The sequence below is a fragment of the Azospirillum sp. TSO5 genome (assembly GCF_003116065.1).
In the GTDB taxonomy this organism is placed as follows: Bacteria; Pseudomonadota; Alphaproteobacteria; order Azospirillales; family Azospirillaceae; genus Azospirillum.
The window spans coordinates 26,885-46,182 of sequence record NZ_LGQY01000072.1 but is presented as its reverse complement, the minus strand read 5'-3'; the positions used below and the strand labels follow the sequence as shown (position 1 = coordinate 46,182).

Genomic DNA, 19,298 nt, shown 5'->3' with positions numbered 1-19,298 from the left:
CTCCCCTGTGCGTCATCCGACGGCCTTTCCCTGAACGCTCAAGATCTTCCTCACATCCCGAACACGGAGACTCATCCCATCATGACTTCACACCGGACCAAAATCTTCGCGGCTCTGCTGGTTTCAACCGTCGCGGTCGGCGCCGGTGCCGTCGCAGTCTCCTCCCTCGTGGCGCCGACCTCCGCCGAAGCAACGGCGGCCCCGCCCATGGTCGCCGAGCTTGGCCCCGAAGCGCTGGCACGCGGGCCGAGCGCCGTGGTGGTCGGCAACCCCGAGGGCGACGTCACCCTGATCGAGTATTTCGACTACCAGTGCCCGGTCTGCCGTCGGGTCCATCCGGCCGTCAAGCAGCTGGCCGCCGAGGACAAGGGCGTCCGGATCATCCACAAGCACTGGCCGGTGTTCGGCGCCTCCTCGATCTACGCCGCCAAGCTCGCGCTCGCCGCGCGTTGGCAGGACCGCTACGAGCAGGTCCACGATGCCTTCATGACCATCCCTGGCCGCCTGGACGATGACAAGATCCGGAAGGCCGCCGGGGAAGCCGGTCTGGATCTGGCACGGGCCGAGCGCGACCTGAAGGAGCGTGATGCGCAGATCGACGCAGCCTTCAAGGAGGTGTCGGCGCAGGCCGCCCTGCTGCAACTCCGGGGCACGCCGGGCTTTGTCATCGGCAACTATATCGTTCCCGGTGGGCTGGACCTGAAGGCGATGAAGGAGATCGTCGCCGAGGTTCGTGCGAAGCGGAAGAACGGGGGCCAGGGATGAACGCAGACGTGGCCGCCCTGTCGGCCGATGTTGGTGGTCTCGCGCCGGTGCGGCCGTGGCACGGCGTCGCCGCGGCCATCGGCACCTTCCTGGTGCTCGGCACGGTCACGGCGGTCTGGCCGAACCCGGTGTTCGTGCGGATGACGCCGACCCAGGGCTTCGAGATCTGGTTGCTGGCCATCCAATCCGTGCTGGTCGGCGTGTACATCGCCATCCGGCGGCCCCGATGCCCTGTTCGCGGCGCCGGCTTCGGCAGCCTGCTCGGGTTTCTCGGCATCGCCTGTCCGACCTGCAACAAGATCCTGCTCTTCGCCTTCGGGTCGGACCTGCTGCTCACCTATTTCGAGCCCTATCGGTTGCCGCTGGCCGCGGCCGGCGCGGCTGTGATGGTGGTGGCGGTCTCGTGGGAATGGAGGCAGCGCACCCGGACCGCGACTTGCCCCGTCGGGAGCGGCTTCGGACAGCCGGACGGCATCGGTACCGGCCGGCAATGAGGGTCTGGCGCCATGCCGTCCTCCGTTTCCAACACGGGACGGCATGGCGCCAATTCGGTCGAAGCCCGATCGGGAACACTTCAGCCATATCTAATGTTGGGATGGGACACCGCTCAGCATTTCCGACAGAGGAGGGAGCCTTGCTGCCCGCTACCGCATCCCGCGTGGAAAACGCCACGTCCGAAGACCTCAACCGCCATTTCGCCGCCGAGATCGAGGAGAGCCTGCGCCACCACGCCGAACACCCGGAGCACATCGCCCACCGCCTCGACGAACTCGACCACGAATGGGACATCGAGCGGACGCTGGAGGCGAACGCGGCGACCCTTGCGCTGACGGGTACGCTGCTGGGCGCCTTTGTCGACCGGCGCTTTCTGGTCTTGCCCGCCGTTGTGACGGGATTTCTTCTCCAGCACGCTCTCCAGGGCTGGTGCCCGCCGGTCCCGGTGTTCCGGCGCCTCGGCATCCGCACCATGGCGGAGATCGGCCGCGAGCGCACTGCGCTGAAGGCCCTGCGCGGTGATTTCGGACGGATCGAAGCGATCTCCACGGAGGCGAATCCGCGCCGGCGAGCCCAGGCCGCGCTGGAGGCTGTCGAAAGGTAACCGACGACTTCAGGGCAAGATCGATCCGCCAAGACGATAGGCGGGAGAGATGTCGCCTGAGCCACCTTGATCATCCTGATGGAAGGATTGGACCACAGCCATGGAAATCCAGCGAACCGCTTTGCCCCTCGCGTTCGTCGGCACGCTTGCCGCCTGCACCGGTATGGGCACCGTGGCGCCGTCCGTCAGCCCACAGGGCAGCGCCGAGAGCACGAAGACCAACGTGCTCGAAGCCGGAGCGGCGGCGCTCCAGAGCAATGCGCCGGTCGGTGGCATGGACATCTACCTCGTCGGCTTCCATCCCATGAAGAACGACCCCAACCACCAGATGGAGGCGCACCATTTCTGCCGTCAGATGAACGAGGACTTCGCCCAGTGCGCGCTGTTCGACGGCAACACGGCCGGCGCCAATCTGACGGGCGTCGAGTACATCATCTCCGAGCGCCTGTTCGAGCAGCTGCCACGGCGGGAGCGCCAGTATTGGCATCCCCACAACGGTGAGATCCTGTCCGGACAGCTGGTGGCGCCAAACCTGCCCAACATCGCCGAGCACGAGTTGATGAAGAGCAAGATGAACAGCTACGGCAAGACTTGGCACACCTGGCAGTCGGAGAATGGCATGCAACCAGGCGATCGGCTGCCCTATGGTCCTCCCATGTTGGCATGGTCGTTCAACCGTGACGGCGAGGCTCAGCCGGGACTGGTCGAGACCCGTGACCGTGAGATGCACATATCGACCGCGGACCGCCGCCGTGCCCGTCAGGATCTCGTGCCCACCGCCCGGCCGCAGGAGGGCGTGGATGCCCTCAAGGGCAAGTTTCCGCGGCCGACTCAGGATATTCCCGGCGTCGTGGACAAGCGCATTGGGCGCTGAAGCCTCGGCTGTCCGGTGTCGTAGTCGCGATCTCTCGGCGCGGGCGGCACCGGAACAGTCATGTCCGGGCGGATGCGGATTTGTCGAAATTGATCCGATCCCGGATCCGCCGCAGCGATCCATCCTTCCGGCGGACCCAGACATCGACGTCATATCCCAGTTCCCGAACCCGCACCGCATCATGCAGCGCCGATTGCAGGGCCTCCCGTCGCGACGGGTATTTTCCGCAATCGTCGCCCGGTGCGAAGCCGACGGTCCAATGATTTTCGTTCTGGCAAACGACGTAGCTGAGGTGCGGTATCGGTGCCATGGCCGACCTCCCAAGGCTCGGGGCTCATCCGTCCGGAGAGTATCCCAAAGGAATCCGGCCAGCGCCTTTATCGAGGTTAAGGCCAATGCACATCCGGGGCGGATATTGGGGGTAGGGCCCCCGGATTTCAGCGGGGCGCGTCAACACCGGACGAGCACGACGATCGACCGCGCCTCCACCCTGTGGTGCGGTCCGGTGACCGGTGGCGCATCGTCCAGGGACACGATGTCGCCGGGGCTTTCGCGCGCCGTGTCGATCACCCGGCGCCAGCCCCGTGGCGCGGTATCCTGAATCAGGAACTCCTGCTCCACCGCCGAGGCATTGATCATGGCATAAAGATCGACATCGCCTTGCGTGCCGCCGCGCAGCAGAAAGGCGAGCGTGCCGCTGTCGGCCGAAGGGTCGAGGCTGCCGGTCGTTCCGAACCACGTCACATCCTCGCGCCAGCTGCGGCTGCGGCACAGCGTGGGATGGGCTTTGCGGAACGCGATCATCGCCCGGCAGAAGCGGTGAAAGTCGGCGTTGGTCCGCAGCAGATCCCAGTCGAGCCACGTCGTCTCGTTGTCCTGGTTGTACGGATTGTTGTTGCCGCGCTGCGTGTTCAGAAACTCGTCGCCCGCCACGAACATCGGCGTGCCGTTCGCCAGCATCAGCAGGCAGAACAGGTTCTTCGCCTGCCGGCGCCGAAGCCTGGCCACGGCCTCGGGCAGATTCACGTCGCCTTCCCAGCCGCAATTCCAGGATCGGTTGTCGTCACGGCCGTCCCGGTTTCCTTCGCCGTTCGCCTCGTTGTGCTTCCGGTCGTAGCTGACCAGATCGTACAGGCAGAAGCCGTCGTGGCAGGTCACGAAATTGATACTCTGATAGGCGTGATAGGCGTCCTCGGGCGTGTCGGGGAAGATGTCGTCGCTGCCGCCGAGCCGGCGGATCAGGCCGGCGGTGACGCCTCGATCCCCACGAATGAAGGATCGGACCTCGTTGCGGAACGTATCGTTCCATTGCAGCCATGTGGTTCCGGGAAAGGAGCGGCCGAGCTGATAGCTGACCACGTCCCAGGCCTCGGCGATCATCCGCAGGCGCGCCAGATCGGGGTGCGTCTGGATCGCGCTGATCACCGGCGGCTCTTCGAGATCGATGGAGCCGTCATCCCGGCGCGTGAACAGCGAGGCGAGATCGAAGCGGAAGCCGTCGATGCGGAACTGCCGTGCCCAATGGTGCAGGCTGTCCATGACCATGCCGGAGACGTAGCGGTTGGCCGTATGCAGCACGTTGCCGGTGCCGCTGTCGTTGCGGTAGCGGCTGCGGTCCTCGGCCAGGAGATAATAGGTGGTGTTGTCGATGCCGCGGAAGCTGTAGGTCGGACCGCTTTCGTCGCTTTCGACCGTGTGGTTGTAGACGACGTCGAGGATCACTTCGATGTCGGCGGCGTGCAGTGCCTTGACCAGCGTCCGGAACTCGTCGAGCTGGCCGGCCGGCTCGGGGTCGGCCGCGTAGGTGTGATGCAGGGCGAAGAAGTTGAGCGGCATGTACCCCCAGAAATTTCCCTCCTGGGGATCGAACTGGAACACGGGCATCAGCTCGACCGCCGTGACGCCGAGGTCCCGCAGGTACGGAATTTTGTCGATAAGTCCCGCGAAGGTGCCCCGCCGGTCAGCCGGAACGCCGGAATTCGCCCGTTGGGTGAAGCCGCGGACATGCAGTTCGTAGATGATGGTGTCGTGGGTATGGCGCGGGGCATGGTCGCCGGCCCAGTCGAAGCCGGACGCCCTGGCATGCAGGACGCCGAGGGGGGCATGGCCGGGATTGGGTCCCGGATGGCGGGCGGCCTCGCGGCTGAAGCCGGACGGAAAGAAGACCGCCGTCGCATAGGGGTCGAGCAGGTTCTTCTCGGGATCGAACCGCTGCCCCTCGGCCGGCGCACGCGGTCCGTCGACGCGATACGCATAGTAGGTCGCGCGGTCGACCGTGGTCGCCGGCAACCGGCAGTGCCAGATACGGCCACTCTTGTTGCGGAGGAGATCGAAGGGCTGGATCGTGATGGGATCAATCGGATTCTGTGCGGAGAAAAGCAACAGAGTGACGGATGTCGCGTGCTTGGAATATAGAGCGAAGTTGTAGGCGTCTTCGTCGGGGATGAAGGACACTCCAAGCGGCGAGGGTGAGCCTTCGTGTCTTGTCCAATCGTCCATCGGAACATCGCCCTCCGCGTCATGCGATCCCGGCTTTTGCCGCGATCGCTGGATCGGCCATGAGGTAGGCGACCGCTCCATCGAGGGTGATCAGGCGCGGGTAATCGACCTCGGGGATCGCGACGCCCAGCCGGTTGTGCAGCGCCGTCACGAAGTTCAGGTGATCCATGGAGTCGATGTCCAGCGCCTCCCGGAGGTCGGCCGCCGGGTCGAGGAGGGCAAGGTCGGCTTCGGGGGCGATGTTGCTCAGCTCCTCCAGCACCACATGTCGTACGTCGTCGGGCGTCATAGCGATCCGGGCTCCTGCAGCAGACGATCGATTTCGGCAAGGAGAAGGGCGCCACGGTGGCCGTCGCTGACCCGGTGGTCGGCCGCGAGGGTCGCCGTCATGACGGGGCATGGAACGACCTGGCCATCCACCACCCAAGGCCGCTCGACCGGCTTGCCGAAGCCGACGATGGCGACCTGCGGCGGGTAGATGACACCGAACACCCCCTCTACCCCGCGGTCGCCGAGACTGGTGACGGTGATGGTGGGATCCTGCAGCTCGGAACTGCGCAGCCGCCCGGAGCGTGCCCGGGCGACCAGATCGCGCAGGCGGGCCATCACCTCGTCCACCGCCAACTGGTCGGTGTCGTGGATCGCGGGGGCGACGAGGCCGCCGCCGCGGATCGCCACCGCGGTGCCGATGTGGATGCCCTCGGCCGGCTGGAACGCCCCGTCGATACAGGATCCGTTGAACTCGGGCAGGCGCCGCAAGGCCAGCGCGACCGCCTTCAATTGCAGTGCCGCCAGGAGCAGCCGCTGTTCGGGCGGGCGCCCGGTGTTCCGTTCCGTGAGCCAAGCGTTCGCCTTGGCCAGGGCCACCGTGGTGCTCAGGTAGTAATGAGGGATTTCCTGATTGGAGCGCGCCATGGCCGCAGCGATCGCCCGCCTCATCTGCGCCAGATCCAGTCCGCGCGTCTGCGAGGCGGTGGACGGTTTGGCGGCCGCCCGCTCGACGTCGGCCAGAAGCACCGCTCCTCCTGGCCCGCTGCCGGCAATGGCGGTCAGGGCGATGCCGCGCTCGTCCGCCAGCCGCCGTGCCGCCGGCGACGCCGGCGGATGGGCGGTCGCCGCCGTGACCGGAGAGGACGGGAGCGGCACCGGCGCCCGCATCGGTGGGGGAGGGGGAACCAATGGCTGCGGCTCGGGGATGGGCAGCACGACAGTCTCGCCGGCTCCGGTGAGCAGGGCGAGCGGCGTACCGACCGGAACCGTGGTGCCGGGAGTGACGAGGAGGCGTTCGATCACGCCGGCCTCGAAGGTTTCGACCTCGATGGCGCCCTTCTGCGTTTCCACCACTGCGACGATGTCGCCGCGGGCGACGGCATCGCCCGGGCGCTTGAGCCACTCGACCAAGACTCCCGCCTCCATGTCGGCGCCCAGAGACGGCATGCGGAAAATGCCCATCACGCCCCCATCAGCGCCTTGACCGCCGCCACGATGGCGGCCGGCTGCGGAAGCGCCGCCTGCTCCAGATGCCGGGGGTAGGGGATCGGCACCTCAGCCGTGCAGATCCGCGCCACCGGAGCGTCGAGCGACCAGAAGGCCCCCTCCATGATGCGGGCGCTGACCTCCGCGGCGAAGCTGCCGGTCCGCCAGCCTTCGTCGACGATCACCGCCCGGCGGGTGCGGGCGACCGAGGCCAGCACGGTTTCGGCATCGAGCGGCCGCAGGCTGCGCAGGTCCACGACCTCCGCCGATATGGTGTCCGCCGCCAGGGCTTCCGCTGCGGCGAGCGTCTTGAACAGGCTGCCGCCGTAGGTGATCAGCGTCACGTCCGTGCCGGGGCGGCGGACCACTGCGCGGTCGATGTCGACCGGACCGGCCGCGGCAGCCAGCGTGCCTTCCATGTTGTAGAGCATCACATGCTCGAACATCACCACCGGGTCGGGGTCCTGCAGTGCGGTCCACAGCATGCCGCGCGCATCTTCCAGGGTGGCCGGCGCCACCACCCGCAGTCCCGGCACATGGGCGTACCAGCCCTCCAGACTGTGGGAATGCTGCGCGGCGAGTTGCCGTCCCGCCCCGGTCGGAATGCGGAAGACCACCGGCACGCTCACCTGTCCGCCGGACATGTGGCGGAGCGTCGCGGCATTGTTGACGATCTGGTCGAGCGCCAGCAGGCTGAAGTTGACGGTCATGATCTCGACGATCGGACGCATGCCGTTCAGCGCGGCGCCGATCCCGGCGCCGACGAAGGTGGATTCCGACAGCGGCGTGTCGCGGATGCGGTCCGGCCCGAATTCGTCGTACAGGCCTTTGCTCACGGCGTAGCATCCGCCGTAACACCCGACATCCTCGCCCATCAGGAAGACCCGCTCGTCGCGCAGCAGCGCATCACGAAGCGCCTCGCGCAGGGCATCGCGGTAAGTGATCGTTCGGCTGGCCGCCGCCACTGTGATGTCCGCATCGGTCATGGATGCACCTCGCGGGTATAGACGTCCTTCGCCAGATCCTCGACCGGCTCCCATTGCCCGGCCTCGGCGAACGCGACCGCCGCCTCGATCTCCGCTTCGGCATCCCGTTCGATGGCGGGGAGATCGGCGTCGTGCAGCATGCCGGTTTCCCGCATCCAGGCGGACAGCCGGGCGACGGGGTCGTGGCGCTTCCAATCCTCGATCTCAGCCTTGTCGCGGTAGAGCTGGGGGTCGAACATGGAATGGGCGCGGAAGCGGTAGGTCCGGCATTCGAGGAATTGCGGCCCGGCGCCATCGCGTATCGCATTGGTCATGCGCCTTGCGGTCGCCTCGACGGCGACGACGTCCATGCCGTCCACCGCCTCCGACGCGACCTGATAGACGGCGGCCTTGAGGTGCAGGTCGGTCTGCGACTGTGCCCGGTCGAGGCGCGTGCCCATGGCGTAGAGGTTGTTTTCGCAGACGAACAGCACCGGTAGTTTCCACAGCGCGGCGAGGTTCAGGCTCTCATGGAACTCGCCCTCGGCAACGGCGCCGTCGCCGAAGAAGCATGCGGTCACCCGCGGCCGGCCCCGCATGCGGTCGGCCAGCGCCATTCCCACCGCCAGGGGCAGTCCCCCGGCGACGATGGCGTTGCCGCCGAAAAAGCGGGTGCCGACGTCGAACAGGTGCATCGATCCGCCGCGCCCGCGGCTGCAGCCTTCGGCCTTCCCGTACATCTCTGCCATGACGGCGGTGATCGGGACACCGCGCAGGATGGCGTGTCCATGCTCGCGGTAGGTGGCGACGACGGCGTCTTCGGGTTGCAGGCACCCCATCACCCCGGCGGCCACCGCCTCCTCGCCGATATAGAGGTGAAGAAAGCCGCGGATCTTTTCCTGCTGGTACAGCTCGCCGCACCGCTCCTCGAAACGGCGAATGCGCACCATCTGCCGCAGCAGACCCAGCAGATGGTCGCGGGTCAGGCGCGGCTTCGCATGTGGGGCCGGAGACTGGTCGGTCATCGCTCGTCCCTTTCCAGCGTCGACAGATCGCCTTCGGGCAGGCCCAGCTCGCGCGCCTTCAAAAGACGGCGCATGATCTTGCCGCTGCGCGTGCGCGGCAGGGAGGCCCGGAAATCGATGGACTTCGGGGCGACCGCCGGACCCAGCCGGGCGCGGCCATGCCCGAGCAACTCCTTGCGCAGCGCGTCCGACGGTGTCCAGCCCGGCTTCAGCGCAACGAAGGCCTTCACCACCTCGCCGGCGATGGGATCGGGTACCCCGATCACCCCGGCTTCGGCCACGGCGGGATGCTCCATGAGCGCGCTCTCGACCTCGAAGGGGCCGATCAGGTGGCCGGCGGACTTGATCACATCGTCCGCGCGGCCGACGAACCAGAAATATCCGTCGGCATCGCGCATGGCGAGGTCGCCGCTCAGGTACCAGCCGTCGACGAAGCAGCGCCGATAGCGTTCCTCCTCGCCCAGATAACCGCGGAACATGGAGGGCCAGCCGGGCCGCAGGGCCAGTTCACCGACGGTCATCGGCTCTTCCACCGGTTGGACGCGACCGTCGGATGTGCGTTCGACGATCGCCGCCTCCACACCGGGGATCGGGCGGCCCATGGACCCCGGCTTCACGTCGGCGGAGGCGTAGTTGGCGATCATGATGCCGCCGGTTTCGGTCTGCCACCAATTGTCGTGGAAGGGGCGGCCGAACGTCTCCTGCGCCCATACCACGGCCTCGGGGTTGAGCGGCTCCCCCACGCTGGCCATGAAGCGCACTGACGACAGGTCGTAGCGCCGCGCCACCTCGGCGCCCACCTTCAGCAACATGCGGATGGCGGTGGGGGCGGTGTACCAGACGGTGACGCGTTCCCGCTGGAGGATGCCGTACCACCGCTCCGCATCGAACTCCGCCTCATCCACCAGCAGCGTGGCGCCGATGGTCAGCGGCGCGATGATGCCGTAGGAGGTGCCGGTCACCCAGCCGGGGTCGGCGGTGCACCAGAAAACGTCGCCGGGCCGCAGGTCCAGGGCGCAGCGGGCCGTGACATGGTGGGCGACCACGGCCTCGTGCACATGAACGGCTCCTTTCGGACGGCCGGTTGTGCCGCTGGTGAAGTGGAGAAGCGCCATGTCGTCCGGTGCCGTTTGCGCAGAGGCGAAGTCCGGCGACGCTGTCGCCAGCGCGCGCCGCAGATCCAGGACACCGTCGCCCGGACCGGCTCCGCCATCGACGAGCAGCACATGCTTCAATCCGGGAAGCTCGTGGCGGCAGGGTTCGATCTTGCGACGGTAGAGCGCTTCGCTGGTCACCAGCACCCGGCCGTCGCCGAGCGACAGGCGCGTTCTTATCGGCTCGGGACCGAAGGCGGAGAACAGGGGCGAGAAGACGCAGCCACTTTTCAGCGTGCCGAGGGCGGCGACATACAGGTCGGGCTGACGACCGAGCAGACTGAAAACGCGCTCGCCCTTGCCGACGCCCAGCGAGCGCAGGAGACTTGCAAACCGGCCGGAGTGCTCGGCGAGATCGCAATACCGGAACTCACGGGACGTTCCATCCTTCGCCAGCCAGCGCAGGGCGATCCGGTCGCCCCGGCCATGCGCCACATGCCGGTCGACGGCCTCGTACGCGATGTTGAGTCCCCCGTCCGGCAGGCCGTCCAGATCGGCGCGCGCCCCCGACCACGTGAAGGCGGCGCGGGCCTGATCGTAATCCGTCAGGACGGCGGTGGCCTTGTCGTCGGGTCGCTTGCGAATGGTCTCCCAGGGCATGGCTGCACCTCATCCTGAACGCACCGCCCGGCGAGCAGGTGCTGATGATGGCGGTATCGCGCAGCAGGTTACGCCCGTGTCCGGGGGCTGGGTTTAACCCAGGTTAGGAGCCGCCCGGAAATGCGATGTCTAAATCCGGTGCCTTGCCGTTATGGATGGTGCGGTCGGACCTGAGCGATGCTGTCGGCCTGTTCGGCGAGCGTTTCAAGGTCGGGAGAAATAGCGGTTTCAATGGTCGCATGATGCGTCAGGTCGCGCACCGGCTCCGGCAGGCTTGCCAATTCGGCCGCAGCGTGGAGGCGAATTGCGGTCAGGTCCGGCAGTGCCCCGACACGGCGCCCGTTCCGTAAGACGGGGATCAGCAGCGGACGTCCCGGCTCTTGCGCTTCGGCGACGGACAGCAGGTCCGTCCGGATCCGGCCGGCGGCATCGTAGCTGCGGAACACCTGCTTACGCCCCGGCCAAGTCGCTTTGCCGGGTGAGCGCTTGCGCCGAGGCAATCCGGCATACTCGACCAGCTTGTAGGCGCAATCGAGCGCCGGCGCGTCGCTGGAGGTGGTCAGGCTGGTGCCGATACCGAAGCTGTCGATGGGCGCATTCGCGGTCAGAAGCGACCCGAGCGCATACTCGTCCAATCCACCGCTCGCCACGATGTGCGTCCCGCTCAATCCACCGGCATCGAGGATCGCACGTACCCGGCGCGACAGCGCGGAAAGGTCGCCGCTGTCCAGCCTGACGGCAGACGGATGGACCCCGTCTACCGCCAGCTTGCGAGCCAGGGACACCACGGTCCCGGCCGCCGCCTCGGTGTCATAGGTGTCGAGCAGCAGGGTCAGATTCCGTGGACGTGAACGTGCGAAGTTGATGAATGCGTCGGCTTCCTGCCGATGGGCTTGCACGAAGGAATGCGCCATCGTCCCGACGATCGGAATGCCGAAACGCCGGCCGGCCAAAGCGGTTGCCGTTCCGGCGAAGCCCGCGATGTATGCGGCTCGTGCAGCCAGGAGCCCGGCTTCAGCGCCGTGTGCCCGGCGCAGACCGAAGTCGAACAGCGGGCGGCCGTCGGCCGCCAACACCAGCCTTGCGGCCTTTGAGGCGATGACGGTCTGAAGGTGAATCAGGTTGATCAGGCGCGTTTCCATCATCTGCGCTTCCGGCAGGCTGGCCGTCACGCGCAGGATCGGTTCATGGGCGAAAAAGGCAGTCCCTTCGGGGAGCGCGTCCACATCCCCGGAGAAGCGGAAATCTCCGAGATAGTCTACGGTCCGGTTCGACAACTGGGCATGGTCGCGCAGCCATGCCAGATCGTCCGGAGCAAATCTGGCCGTCTCCAGGAAGGCAACCGCCTGCTCGAGGCCGGCTGCGACCAGAAAATTCCGTTCGTTCGGCAGGGTGCGGACGAACAACTCGAATGATGCAGTGTCGTTCATTCCGTGGTCGAGGTAAGCGTCGACCATGGCGACCTCGTAGAGGTCCGTAAGCAGAAGATTGTCGCCATCGCCCAATGGACCGGGATGGATGTTCATGGCCGTCTCCCGCCCAAATGCTTTGCGCCGGCTGCCATGTCGCGGCCCGACACGGCAGCCGGCGGCGCCGGGAAGTCAGACCTTGGCGATTTCGATGGTGCGCTTGGTCGGCTTGCTCGGCTCGTTCTTCGGCAGCACGATGGTGAGCACGCCGTTCTTCATGCTGGCCGTGATCGCGTCCGCCTTCACGTTGGCCGGCAGCCGGAAGGTGCGGGCGCACAGTCCATAGCGGCGCTCAGAGAAATAACGGTTCTTGTCCTTTTCTTCCGTCTCCTCCTTCTTCTCGGCCTTGACGGTCAGGATGTCGTCCTGGATGGAAACCTCGGCGTCCTTCTCGTCCATGCCGGGGATTTCCAGGGTGACGCGGAATTCGGTCTCCCGTTCATCCACTTCCGCCGGGGGCACGATCGCTTCCAGATCGGCGTCGCTGCGCAACAGCGGCTCCAGGCCGAATATCGGGCGGCGGCTCCACGGGAAGCGCAGCATGGACGACGCCTCGTCGAACAGGCGGTCGAACTCGTCGCGCAGGGCGAAAAGTGGATGGCGATTGCGCTCCGCCACTTCCTTGGCCGCCATGCCGGTGGTCTTGAGCTCCTTCGGCTTTTCGCCGGCGCTCGTTTCAGTCATGCTCATGGCATCCTCCTGGTTTACCCTTGGGATTACCCTTGTGACGCGATGGTTTTTAGCACCCGGCGGGACCGGCCGACTTTATCTGGATTAAGACCGGGCATTGTTTCGCCGGAGAAGGCGGTCGAGGCCGTGCTTCGGCGGCCCCGAATAACGGCCGTGTTGCAGGCTGGTGGCGACGCGACAGCGAGGATCAGCTTCGCCAGGATGGTCTGGAGCGCGGGCGCCGTGCCTTCGATTGCAAAGCGGTGTGGCGGAAGAACAGCCGCTTGATCGCTTCGACCAGGGCCAGATAGGTGACCACCGCCGCCGCCAGGAACACGTAGAAGGAGGCCGGCGGTGCGACGAAGCCGAAGAAGGTTCCCGCCGGGGTGAGGGGAAGCAGTGCGCCGACGGTGGCGGCGCCCAGTGTCAGCCCGGCCAGGACCGGATGAGGACGGCTTCGCCAGGGGGCGTGGCGGGTGCGGATCACGAAGATCACCAGCACCTGCGTGGCCAGACTCTCCACGAACCATCCGGTCTGGAAGAGCGCTTCGTCGGCATCGAACAGGTGAAGCAGGGCATAGAAGGTCAGGAAGTCGAACACCGAACTGATCGGTCCCAACACCAGCATGAAGCGCTGGATCAACTGCAGGTCCCACCGTACCGGGGCGCTCAGCACGTCCGCCTCGACATTGTCGAGCGGAACGCCGGCTTCCGACGCGTCGTACAGCAGGTTGTTGAGCAGCACCTGGGTCGGCAGCATCGGCAGGAACGGCAGGAACAGGGAGGCGCCCGCCATGCTGAACATGTTGCCGAAATTCGAACTGCTGCCCATCAGAACGTATTTGGTGACGTTGTGGACGGTGCGGCGCCCCTCCGTCACCGCCTCGCCCACCACCGACAGGTCGTGGTCGAGCAGGATGAGGCCGGCCGCTTCCTTCGCGACATCGGCGGCACTGTCCACCGAGATGCCGACGTCGGCGGCGTGGATGGCGGATGCGTCGTTGATCCCGTCGCCGAGGAACCCGACCACGCGGCCGGACCGCTTGTAGGCCAACAGCACGCGCTCCTTCTGCTGCGGCGTCACCCGGCAATACACATTGACCTCGCCGAGACGGGCGCGCAGGGCCTCCTCGCTCATCGCGCGCAGGTCGTCACCGGTGACGAGGCCGGTGATGGCGAGGCCAAGCTCCGCGCAGACATGCCGCGTCACCCGTTCATTGTCGCCCGTCAGAACCTTGACCGCGACGCCGGCGCCGCTCAGGGCACCGATCGCCGCGGTGGCGCTCGCCTTGGGCGGGTCGAGAAAGACGGCATAGCCGGCGAAGTCCAATTCGCATTCGTCGCCCAGGGTGGCGGTCCGGTGATCGGCCGCCATCACCTTCGAGGCGACGGCCAACACCCGAAAGCCATCCTCTCCCAGCGTCTGGAACAGGGCATCCAGCCGTGACCGCGCCGCCGGGTCGAGCGGCTTCACGACTCCAGCGTCGGCTTCATAGTGGGTGGACAGCCGCAGCACGTCCTCCGGCGCTCCCTTGACCACCAGCAGGCGCTGGGTGCCGTCTGTGACGAGAACGGAGACGCGGCGCCGTTCGAAGTCGAAGGGCACCTCGTCGATCTTCTCCCAGCCCGTCACATCCATCTTGCGGAAGGCGATGACGGCCTCATCCAGGGGGCTCTTGATGCCGCTCTCGAAATGACTGTTCAGGTAGGCCAGCCGGAAGACGCGCTCACTCTCCGCGCCAAGGCAATCCAGATGTCGGACCATGCGGATCGTGGCCTCGGTCAGCGTTCCGGTCTTGTCGGTGCACAGCACGTCCATGGCGCCGATGTTGTGCATGGCGGCCAGCCGCTTGATGATCACCCGGTGCTTGGCAAGGCGTAGCGCACCGCGCGCCAGCGTGACGGTGACGATCATCGGCAGCAGTTCCGGCGTCAGCCCGACCGCCAGGGCGAGGGCGAACATCAGCGACTCGAGCCAGGGGCGGTGAAACAGGACGTTCACCGCCAGAACGAACAGGACCAGGAAGATGGTCAGCCGCAGGATCAGAAACCCGAATTGCCGGATGCCCAGTTCGAAGGCGGTGGGCGGCGGCGATGCCGTCAGGCTGCCGCTCAGCCGGCCGAAGACGGTGGCGTCGCCGATCCGGCAAATCACGGCGGTGGCGCTGCCGCTGATGACGGAGGACCCCATGAAGACGGTGTTGATCGCCTCGGCTGGTCCGCCGGCCGACGGGCAGGGCGCATCGGCGTGCTTCTCGACCGGATAGGGTTCTCCGGTCAGCGTCGCCTGATTGACGAACAGGTCGCGTGCCTCGATGAGACGGCAATCGGCCGGCACGAGATCTCCGGCCGCCAGACGGACGATGTCGCCGGGAACCAGCAGATCCGCCGCTTCCGAGATCTCGACACCATCGCGTCGGACCTGGACACGGATGGCGACGGACCGGCGCAAAGCCTCGATCGCGTTTTCCGCCCGCATCTCCTGGATGAAGTCGAGGGTGACGCTGAGTATGACCAGGATGAAGACGATGACGAAGCTGGTGAGATTGCCGGTGGCCGCCGACAAGGCGCTGGCAAACAGCAGGATGAGAACGAGCGGATTGAGGAAACGCGACAGGAACTCCAGCCACAGCGGCCGGCGGTGATGCGTCGTGGGGCGGTTGAACCCGTATCGCCTGCGGCGGCTAGCCACCTCGGTCCGGGCCAACCCGATGCTCGTCGTCCCCAACTCCGTCAGGACTGCGGAGATTGGCTTTGTCCAGATCTCGTCCGTGATCCTGTCCTCCTCAACTCCCATCCGCCGAAGGCTGAACCGATCAGCCAATTCGGCCGCGAAATCTCCAAAGAAGTATTCCCGTCCGAATGCACCATCTTGTTCTTAACGTGGATTAAGGGCCGAGAAAAAGATTCTCTTCTAAATCCCGCGATGCCCAGCCTGGGCTGGCCGGCGGCAAATGCCGGGCAGAAGAGGAGGAGTATCGATGAGGAGCCACGCGATCAACACACCGGCTTCCCCCCAATTGGAAGGGGCGTTTCCAATATGGACCGCCAACACACTGCTGCAAACCAACTTTCTGCAACGGACCGAGGCAATCTTGCGCATGCAGTCGAACCTGTTCGGCGGTTTCGAGACCATGAGCCGGAACTGGCTGGAACATCGCCAGGACGATCTCCAATCGGCATTGTCCACCGTGGAGCGGATGGGAACGGTGGAGGATGCGGCGGAACGATCCTCTCTCTGGAACGACTGGATGGCGGACCGCCTGAAACGCTGGTCGGAAGAGGCGACCGCGGTGATCGAGCAGGCGCAGGGCATGTCCCGCGCCATGGCCGAACAGGCATCCGCCAGCGCATCGGTCGACCGGCCCTTCCATCCGAGGGAACGGCGCTTTCGGAATGCCGAGGGCCGGCGCGACGGCAAGCCCGAGGAAGCGCGCGGCTGAAGCCGCTGTCCTGAAGAAGCACCGGGAGGAGGGGACATGGGCCGTTGGCCAGCGATGGATGGGGGCGACGGAATCACGGCCCTTTTCAGGGACCGGACCGATGCCGGCAGGCGGCTGGCCGACAAGCTGTCGCCCTTGCAGGATCAGGCGCCCGTTGTCCTGGCCCTCCCGCGCGGCGGTGTTGCGGTGGCGGTGGAGATCGCAAGGAGGCTTCACGCCCCGCTCGGGCTCGTTATGGTCCGCAAACTCGGCGCTCCGTACCAGCCGGAACTGGCGATCGGTGCGATTGCCAGTTGTGGGGCAGGAGGGAACGCGGCGATCGAGACTGTGATCAATTCCAATGTCGGCCTCCTTTTGCCCGATTCATGGCTCGAAGAGGAGACAGGTCGTCAACTCAAGGAATTGGAGCGACGCCGCACCACTTATCTCGCAGGTCGGCGTCAGCCGGCCATAGCCGGCCGTACCGCCATCCTGGTCGATGACGGCATTGCCACCGGTGCCACCATGCTCGCCGCTCTTCAGGCGGTGCGCAAGGAGGGGCCGAAGGCGCTCGTGTTGGCCGTTCCGGTGGCGCCGGCGGACAGCTTGGCTGCATTCACCGAAACAGCCGACACGGTCATCTGTCTGGAAACTCCCGCCTCTTTCATGTCCATCGGAGCGTTCTACCGCGACTTCCGCCAACTGGATGACTCCGACGTGATCGATCTCCTCGACGCTGCCGGACAATTTTGAGCGATCTCTTGATCTCGGTTAACGAGGATCGCTCTCCTGGCGTCCATTGTGAAAGCCGAAGAAAAGTCATGAACGCAGCTCGGCTGTCCGGCTGACCTCCCAGCCAGCGGCCACGGGAATGGAGAGGCACGCCATGGCCACATTCATCATGCTGACACGGCTTATCCAGGGGACGAAAGCTCCACCGAAATCCACCGACAAGATCCGGCAGCAACTCGCCGAACAGATCGGCCAGAACTGCCCGGATGTCGAATGGCGAAGCAGCTTTGCCGTTCTCGGTCCCTACGACTTCCTCGACATCTTCACCGCTCCAGGGATCGACGCGGCAATGAGGGTGGCGACCACCGTCCGTGCGTCCGGTTACGCCCACACCGAAATCTGGGGGGCAAGCGAGTTGCATCCCATCGATGCCGCTGTTCGGACCTCCGATCCTCTGGCCGAATAGGGTCAATGTTTCTCGATGCATGCGAGATATTGATCGATGCGTTCCAACCACCGTCTCCGTTGGGCGGCAGTGGCATCGGCCAGCCGGTGGGCGGCCAGACGGATGCGGATACAGGCGCGGACACTGCGATAGAAGGCAACCAGATGGGGGTCGGCCCTGTCCCCGCTCCGCGCCTCGTAAATTTTCAGAAGATGGCTGGCGATCCACCCTTCTCCCAGGCGATCGCATTCAAGGCCGAGATAGGAAAGCTCATCAACGGGATCGAGCAGCCGGAGTGCCCGGTCGAATTCAAGGCAGTCGATGATCTGAAGGGGAACCGTAAAAAAGATGTGTTCGGGGCGAAGGTCGCCATGAGCTTCGATGATCCGCCGGCCTTCCGCCCGCTTCCGCAACAGCCCGCGTTGTGTTTTCAGAAATCCTCGCTGCCAGATCGCAGCCTTGTTCGCCCGGTCGGCCATTCCTTTGGGGAGTGTGGTTCTGGCCGCGATCTGGTTCTTCTCAACATCCTGGGCAAATCGGCCCAGGTACCTGTCGGCCGGCATCGGAACGGGTCGACTGAAGCGGTAAAATCTCGACAGCTTAATCCCGAGATTGCGGACGTCGCACGTCTGCAAGGTGTTGGAGCCGATCAATTCGTCCATCCGCCGGTCGGTCGGAAGGCGCTGCATCCAAACCACCCAATCGACGACACGATCGGCAGGGCCAGGCCGCTCGCACAAGCTGAGGCCACCATCCGGCCGAAGGGCAAGGCAAAGGGCGGCGTGATAAACCAACGGACTGAGTCGACGGTTCAACCGTATTTCGGTCAGACAATTTGCGTGGCGCAATGCCACCGTTGACAGGTTCACTTCGGGAAGCCGTCGTGGTTTCTTCAGTTTGTATGCATGTCCCTCGGTCAGGAAGACCCAGGAAAGACGGGTTTCGATCGCTTCGATTTGCCCGGGGCGATCGAAATAAGCATCGGGTCTCTGTAGGAACTCCACCTTCAACTCGAGCGGATAGTCCTGGTCCGCCGGCATTCGATCCGCGCGCTGTATCGGATGGTCATCCACGTCGGGCGATCCGCCATCTGTTCTAAAGAAGATCGCTCAACGAACCGCCGGCATGCATGCGGGCGATCGCCTCCGCGAACAGCGGAGCGGTGTCCAGAACCGTGAGTCTTCGAACCGATATGTCGCCCTCCAATCGCCACGGCGGTACGGTGTCGGTCACCACGACGCTGTCGAAAGCCGGCGACTGCAGCATCTCGACGGCACCTGGCGCGAACACTCCGTGGGTTGCCAGTGCCATCACCGAAAGGGCCCCCGCCGTCCGGCACGCTTCGGCGGCCCGCAGCATGGTGGTTCCCGTCGCAATGAGATCATCAAGAATCAGCACTCTGCAGCCGGCGACGTTGCCGACCAGCTGTCCGCCACCGACAACTCCAGCACTGCGGGTCTTCTCCATGAAGGCCAGACCGACCGGCCGGGCAAGGCTGTGCTCCAGTGTTTCGTGAAGCTGTTCGACCCTCTTCATGCCTCCGACATCGGGGGAAACCAGGGCAATCGGGTCATTCCCCGCCGTCGCCTTGACGTGATCGGCAAAAAGGGGGCGTGCCAGAAGATGCTCGGTCCGGCAGCGGAAAGCATTCTCGAATGCGGCCTGATTGTGCACGTCCATCGTGACGACCCGATCGACACCGGCCGCCTCGAACAGGACCGCCAGTTGGCGCGTTGCCACAGGGTCGCGGGATTTCGTGCGGCGGTCCTTGCGGCTGTAGGCCAGATAGGGGGCCACCACCGTCACCCGGCGCGCGGACGAATCCTTCAGGGCCCCGGTGAAGAGCAGGAGCCGCCAGAGCTTGTCATGCACGCTGTCATGGGCGTCGCCCAGCAGGGACTGGACAACGAACACATCGCGGTCCCTGACGCTGATCAAGGGGCGAACCTTCATTTCGCCATCCTCGAAGCGCCTCTCCTCATGCGGGGAAACGGGAATCTCCAGATGTGTGGCGATCCGGCGGCCATGCCGCCAATGCGGGTCCAGATCGAACAGCAGCATTCCATCGTGCGTCATCGATGCCTCCCATGCCGGACTATCAGTG

At 65.6% G+C, this 19,298-nt stretch carries 18 protein-coding genes; 7 read left to right on the top strand and 11 right to left on the bottom strand.

Annotated elements, in window-relative coordinates:
• Positions 1-81 precede the first annotated feature (81 nt).
• The 4 genes from TSO5_RS18835 (at position 82) to TSO5_RS18820 (ending at position 2,738) form a co-directional block, all read left to right on the top strand.
• Positions 82-765, top strand: a complete 684-nt coding sequence (locus TSO5_RS18835; RefSeq protein ID WP_109152988.1) for a DsbA family protein — start codon at positions 82-84, stop codon at positions 763-765.
• Entirely contained in the window at positions 762-1,259 is a 498-nt protein-coding gene (locus TSO5_RS18830; RefSeq protein ID WP_109152987.1) for a hypothetical protein, read from the top strand. The genes TSO5_RS18835 and TSO5_RS18830 overlap by 4 nt, the downstream gene beginning before the upstream one ends.
• Before the next feature lie 140 nt (positions 1,260-1,399).
• Positions 1,400-1,864 (top strand): DUF2892 domain-containing protein, encoded by a 465-nt coding sequence (locus TSO5_RS18825; protein ID WP_109152986.1) that lies wholly within the window; start codon positions 1,400-1,402, stop codon positions 1,862-1,864.
• Positions 1,865-1,964: 100 nt separating this feature from the next.
• Positions 1,965-2,738, top strand: a complete 774-nt coding sequence (locus tag TSO5_RS18820; RefSeq protein WP_109152985.1) for an OBAP family protein — start codon at positions 1,965-1,967, stop codon at positions 2,736-2,738.
• A 450-nt stretch (positions 2,739-3,188) separates the two neighbouring features.
• Here the strand turns inward: TSO5_RS18820 and TSO5_RS18810 are convergent, their stop codons facing one another.
• From TSO5_RS18810 to mgtA, 9 genes are all read right to left on the bottom strand, one after another.
• Positions 3,189-5,237: an isoamylase gene (locus TSO5_RS18810; RefSeq protein ID WP_109152983.1), complete on the bottom strand. Its 2,049-nt coding sequence runs from the start codon at positions 5,235-5,237 to the stop codon at positions 3,189-3,191.
• A gap of 19 nt (positions 5,238-5,256) precedes the next feature.
• Positions 5,257-5,526, bottom strand: coding sequence for an acyl carrier protein (locus TSO5_RS18805; RefSeq protein ID WP_109152982.1), 270 nt, complete (start codon positions 5,524-5,526; stop codon positions 5,257-5,259).
• On the bottom strand, positions 5,523-6,674 hold the full coding sequence (locus TSO5_RS18800) for a dihydrolipoamide acetyltransferase family protein (protein ID WP_247870825.1): 1,152 nt from the start codon (positions 6,672-6,674) through the stop codon (positions 5,523-5,525). Before TSO5_RS18800 ends, TSO5_RS18805 begins: the two co-directional genes overlap by 4 nt.
• Positions 6,675-6,688: 14 nt before the next feature.
• Positions 6,689-7,699, bottom strand: coding sequence for an alpha-ketoacid dehydrogenase subunit beta (locus TSO5_RS18795; protein ID WP_109152980.1), 1,011 nt, complete (start codon positions 7,697-7,699; stop codon positions 6,689-6,691).
• The gene (gene pdhA, locus TSO5_RS18790; RefSeq protein WP_109152979.1) at positions 7,696-8,703 is read right to left on the bottom strand and encodes a pyruvate dehydrogenase (acetyl-transferring) E1 component subunit alpha; all 1,008 of its coding nucleotides are present in this window, start codon (positions 8,701-8,703) and stop codon (positions 7,696-7,698) included. Before pdhA ends, TSO5_RS18795 begins: the two co-directional genes overlap by 4 nt.
• On the bottom strand, positions 8,700-10,457 hold the full coding sequence (gene acsA / locus TSO5_RS18785) for an acetate--CoA ligase (protein WP_109152978.1): 1,758 nt from the start codon (positions 10,455-10,457) through the stop codon (positions 8,700-8,702). The genes pdhA and acsA overlap by 4 nt, the downstream gene beginning before the upstream one ends.
• A gap of 149 nt (positions 10,458-10,606) precedes the next feature.
• On the bottom strand, positions 10,607-11,983 hold the full coding sequence (locus tag TSO5_RS18780; RefSeq protein WP_109152977.1) for a nicotinate phosphoribosyltransferase: 1,377 nt from the start codon (positions 11,981-11,983) through the stop codon (positions 10,607-10,609).
• Positions 11,984-12,058: 75 nt separating this feature from the next.
• The gene (locus tag TSO5_RS18775) at positions 12,059-12,616 is read right to left on the bottom strand and encodes an Hsp20/alpha crystallin family protein (protein WP_109152976.1); all 558 of its coding nucleotides are present in this window, start codon (positions 12,614-12,616) and stop codon (positions 12,059-12,061) included.
• Between the two features lie 187 nt (positions 12,617-12,803).
• Entirely contained in the window at positions 12,804-15,392 is a 2,589-nt protein-coding gene (gene mgtA / locus TSO5_RS18770) for a magnesium-translocating P-type ATPase (RefSeq protein ID WP_109152975.1), read from the bottom strand.
• A 157-nt stretch (positions 15,393-15,549) separates the two neighbouring features.
• Here mgtA and TSO5_RS18765 point away from each other — a divergent pair, with 157 nt between their 5' ends.
• The 3 genes from TSO5_RS18765 (at position 15,550) to TSO5_RS18755 (ending at position 17,215) form a co-directional block, all read left to right on the top strand.
• Entirely contained in the window at positions 15,550-16,038 is a 489-nt protein-coding gene (locus TSO5_RS18765; RefSeq protein ID WP_109152974.1) for a phasin family protein, read from the top strand.
• A 36-nt stretch (positions 16,039-16,074) separates the two neighbouring features.
• Positions 16,075-16,770 carry a phosphoribosyltransferase gene (locus tag TSO5_RS18760; protein WP_247870823.1) on the top strand — a complete coding sequence of 232 codons (696 nt, stop codon included), beginning with the start codon at positions 16,075-16,077 and terminating at the stop codon, positions 16,768-16,770.
• Positions 16,771-16,903: 133 nt separating this feature from the next.
• Positions 16,904-17,215 carry a GYD domain-containing protein gene (locus TSO5_RS18755; protein WP_109152972.1) on the top strand — a complete coding sequence of 104 codons (312 nt, stop codon included), beginning with the start codon at positions 16,904-16,906 and terminating at the stop codon, positions 17,213-17,215.
• Between the two features lie 2 nt (positions 17,216-17,217).
• Here the strand turns inward: TSO5_RS18755 and TSO5_RS18750 are convergent, their stop codons facing one another.
• A complete protein-coding gene (locus tag TSO5_RS18750) occupies positions 17,218-18,267 on the bottom strand; it encodes a hypothetical protein (protein WP_146203804.1) in 1,050 nt (349 codons plus the stop codon).
• 22 nt (positions 18,268-18,289) lie between these two features.
• Positions 18,290-19,270 carry a ribose-phosphate pyrophosphokinase gene (locus TSO5_RS18745; RefSeq protein ID WP_109152970.1) on the bottom strand — a complete coding sequence of 327 codons (981 nt, stop codon included), beginning with the start codon at positions 19,268-19,270 and terminating at the stop codon, positions 18,290-18,292.
• Positions 19,271-19,298: the final 28 nt, after the last annotated feature.

What these genes read in the sequence shown, in the direction of transcription:
- TSO5_RS18795 (WP_109152980.1), bottom strand. Translation starts at nt 7,699, where the DNA reads ATGACCGATGCGGACATCACAGTGGCGGCGGCCAGCCGAACGATCACT.
- TSO5_RS18820 (WP_109152985.1), top strand. Translation starts at nt 1,965, where the DNA reads ATGGAAATCCAGCGAACCGCTTTGCCCCTCGCGTTCGTCGGCACGCTT.
- TSO5_RS18780 (WP_109152977.1), bottom strand. Translation starts at nt 11,983, where the DNA reads ATGAACATCCATCCCGGTCCATTGGGCGATGGCGACAATCTTCTGCTT.
- TSO5_RS18810 (WP_109152983.1), bottom strand. Translation starts at nt 5,237, where the DNA reads ATGGACGATTGGACAAGACACGAAGGCTCACCCTCGCCGCTTGGAGTG.
- TSO5_RS18755 (WP_109152972.1), top strand. Translation starts at nt 16,904, where the DNA reads ATGGCCACATTCATCATGCTGACACGGCTTATCCAGGGGACGAAAGCT.
- TSO5_RS18830 (WP_109152987.1), top strand. Translation starts at nt 762, where the DNA reads ATGAACGCAGACGTGGCCGCCCTGTCGGCCGATGTTGGTGGTCTCGCG.
- TSO5_RS18775 (WP_109152976.1), bottom strand. Translation starts at nt 12,616, where the DNA reads ATGAGCATGACTGAAACGAGCGCCGGCGAAAAGCCGAAGGAGCTCAAG.
- TSO5_RS18765 (WP_109152974.1), top strand. Translation starts at nt 15,550, where the DNA reads ATGCCGGGCAGAAGAGGAGGAGTATCGATGAGGAGCCACGCGATCAAC.
- pdhA (WP_109152979.1), bottom strand. Translation starts at nt 8,703, where the DNA reads ATGACCGACCAGTCTCCGGCCCCACATGCGAAGCCGCGCCTGACCCGC.
- TSO5_RS18805 (WP_109152982.1), bottom strand. Translation starts at nt 5,526, where the DNA reads ATGACGCCCGACGACGTACGACATGTGGTGCTGGAGGAGCTGAGCAAC.
- TSO5_RS18835 (WP_109152988.1), top strand. Translation starts at nt 82, where the DNA reads ATGACTTCACACCGGACCAAAATCTTCGCGGCTCTGCTGGTTTCAACC.
- mgtA (WP_109152975.1), bottom strand. Translation starts at nt 15,392, where the DNA reads ATGGGAGTTGAGGAGGACAGGATCACGGACGAGATCTGGACAAAGCCA.
- TSO5_RS18760 (WP_247870823.1), top strand. Translation starts at nt 16,075, where the DNA reads ATGGGCCGTTGGCCAGCGATGGATGGGGGCGACGGAATCACGGCCCTT.
- TSO5_RS18745 (WP_109152970.1), bottom strand. Translation starts at nt 19,270, where the DNA reads ATGACGCACGATGGAATGCTGCTGTTCGATCTGGACCCGCATTGGCGG.
- acsA (WP_109152978.1), bottom strand. Translation starts at nt 10,457, where the DNA reads ATGCCCTGGGAGACCATTCGCAAGCGACCCGACGACAAGGCCACCGCC.
- TSO5_RS18800 (WP_247870825.1), bottom strand. Translation starts at nt 6,674, where the DNA reads ATGCCGTCTCTGGGCGCCGACATGGAGGCGGGAGTCTTGGTCGAGTGG.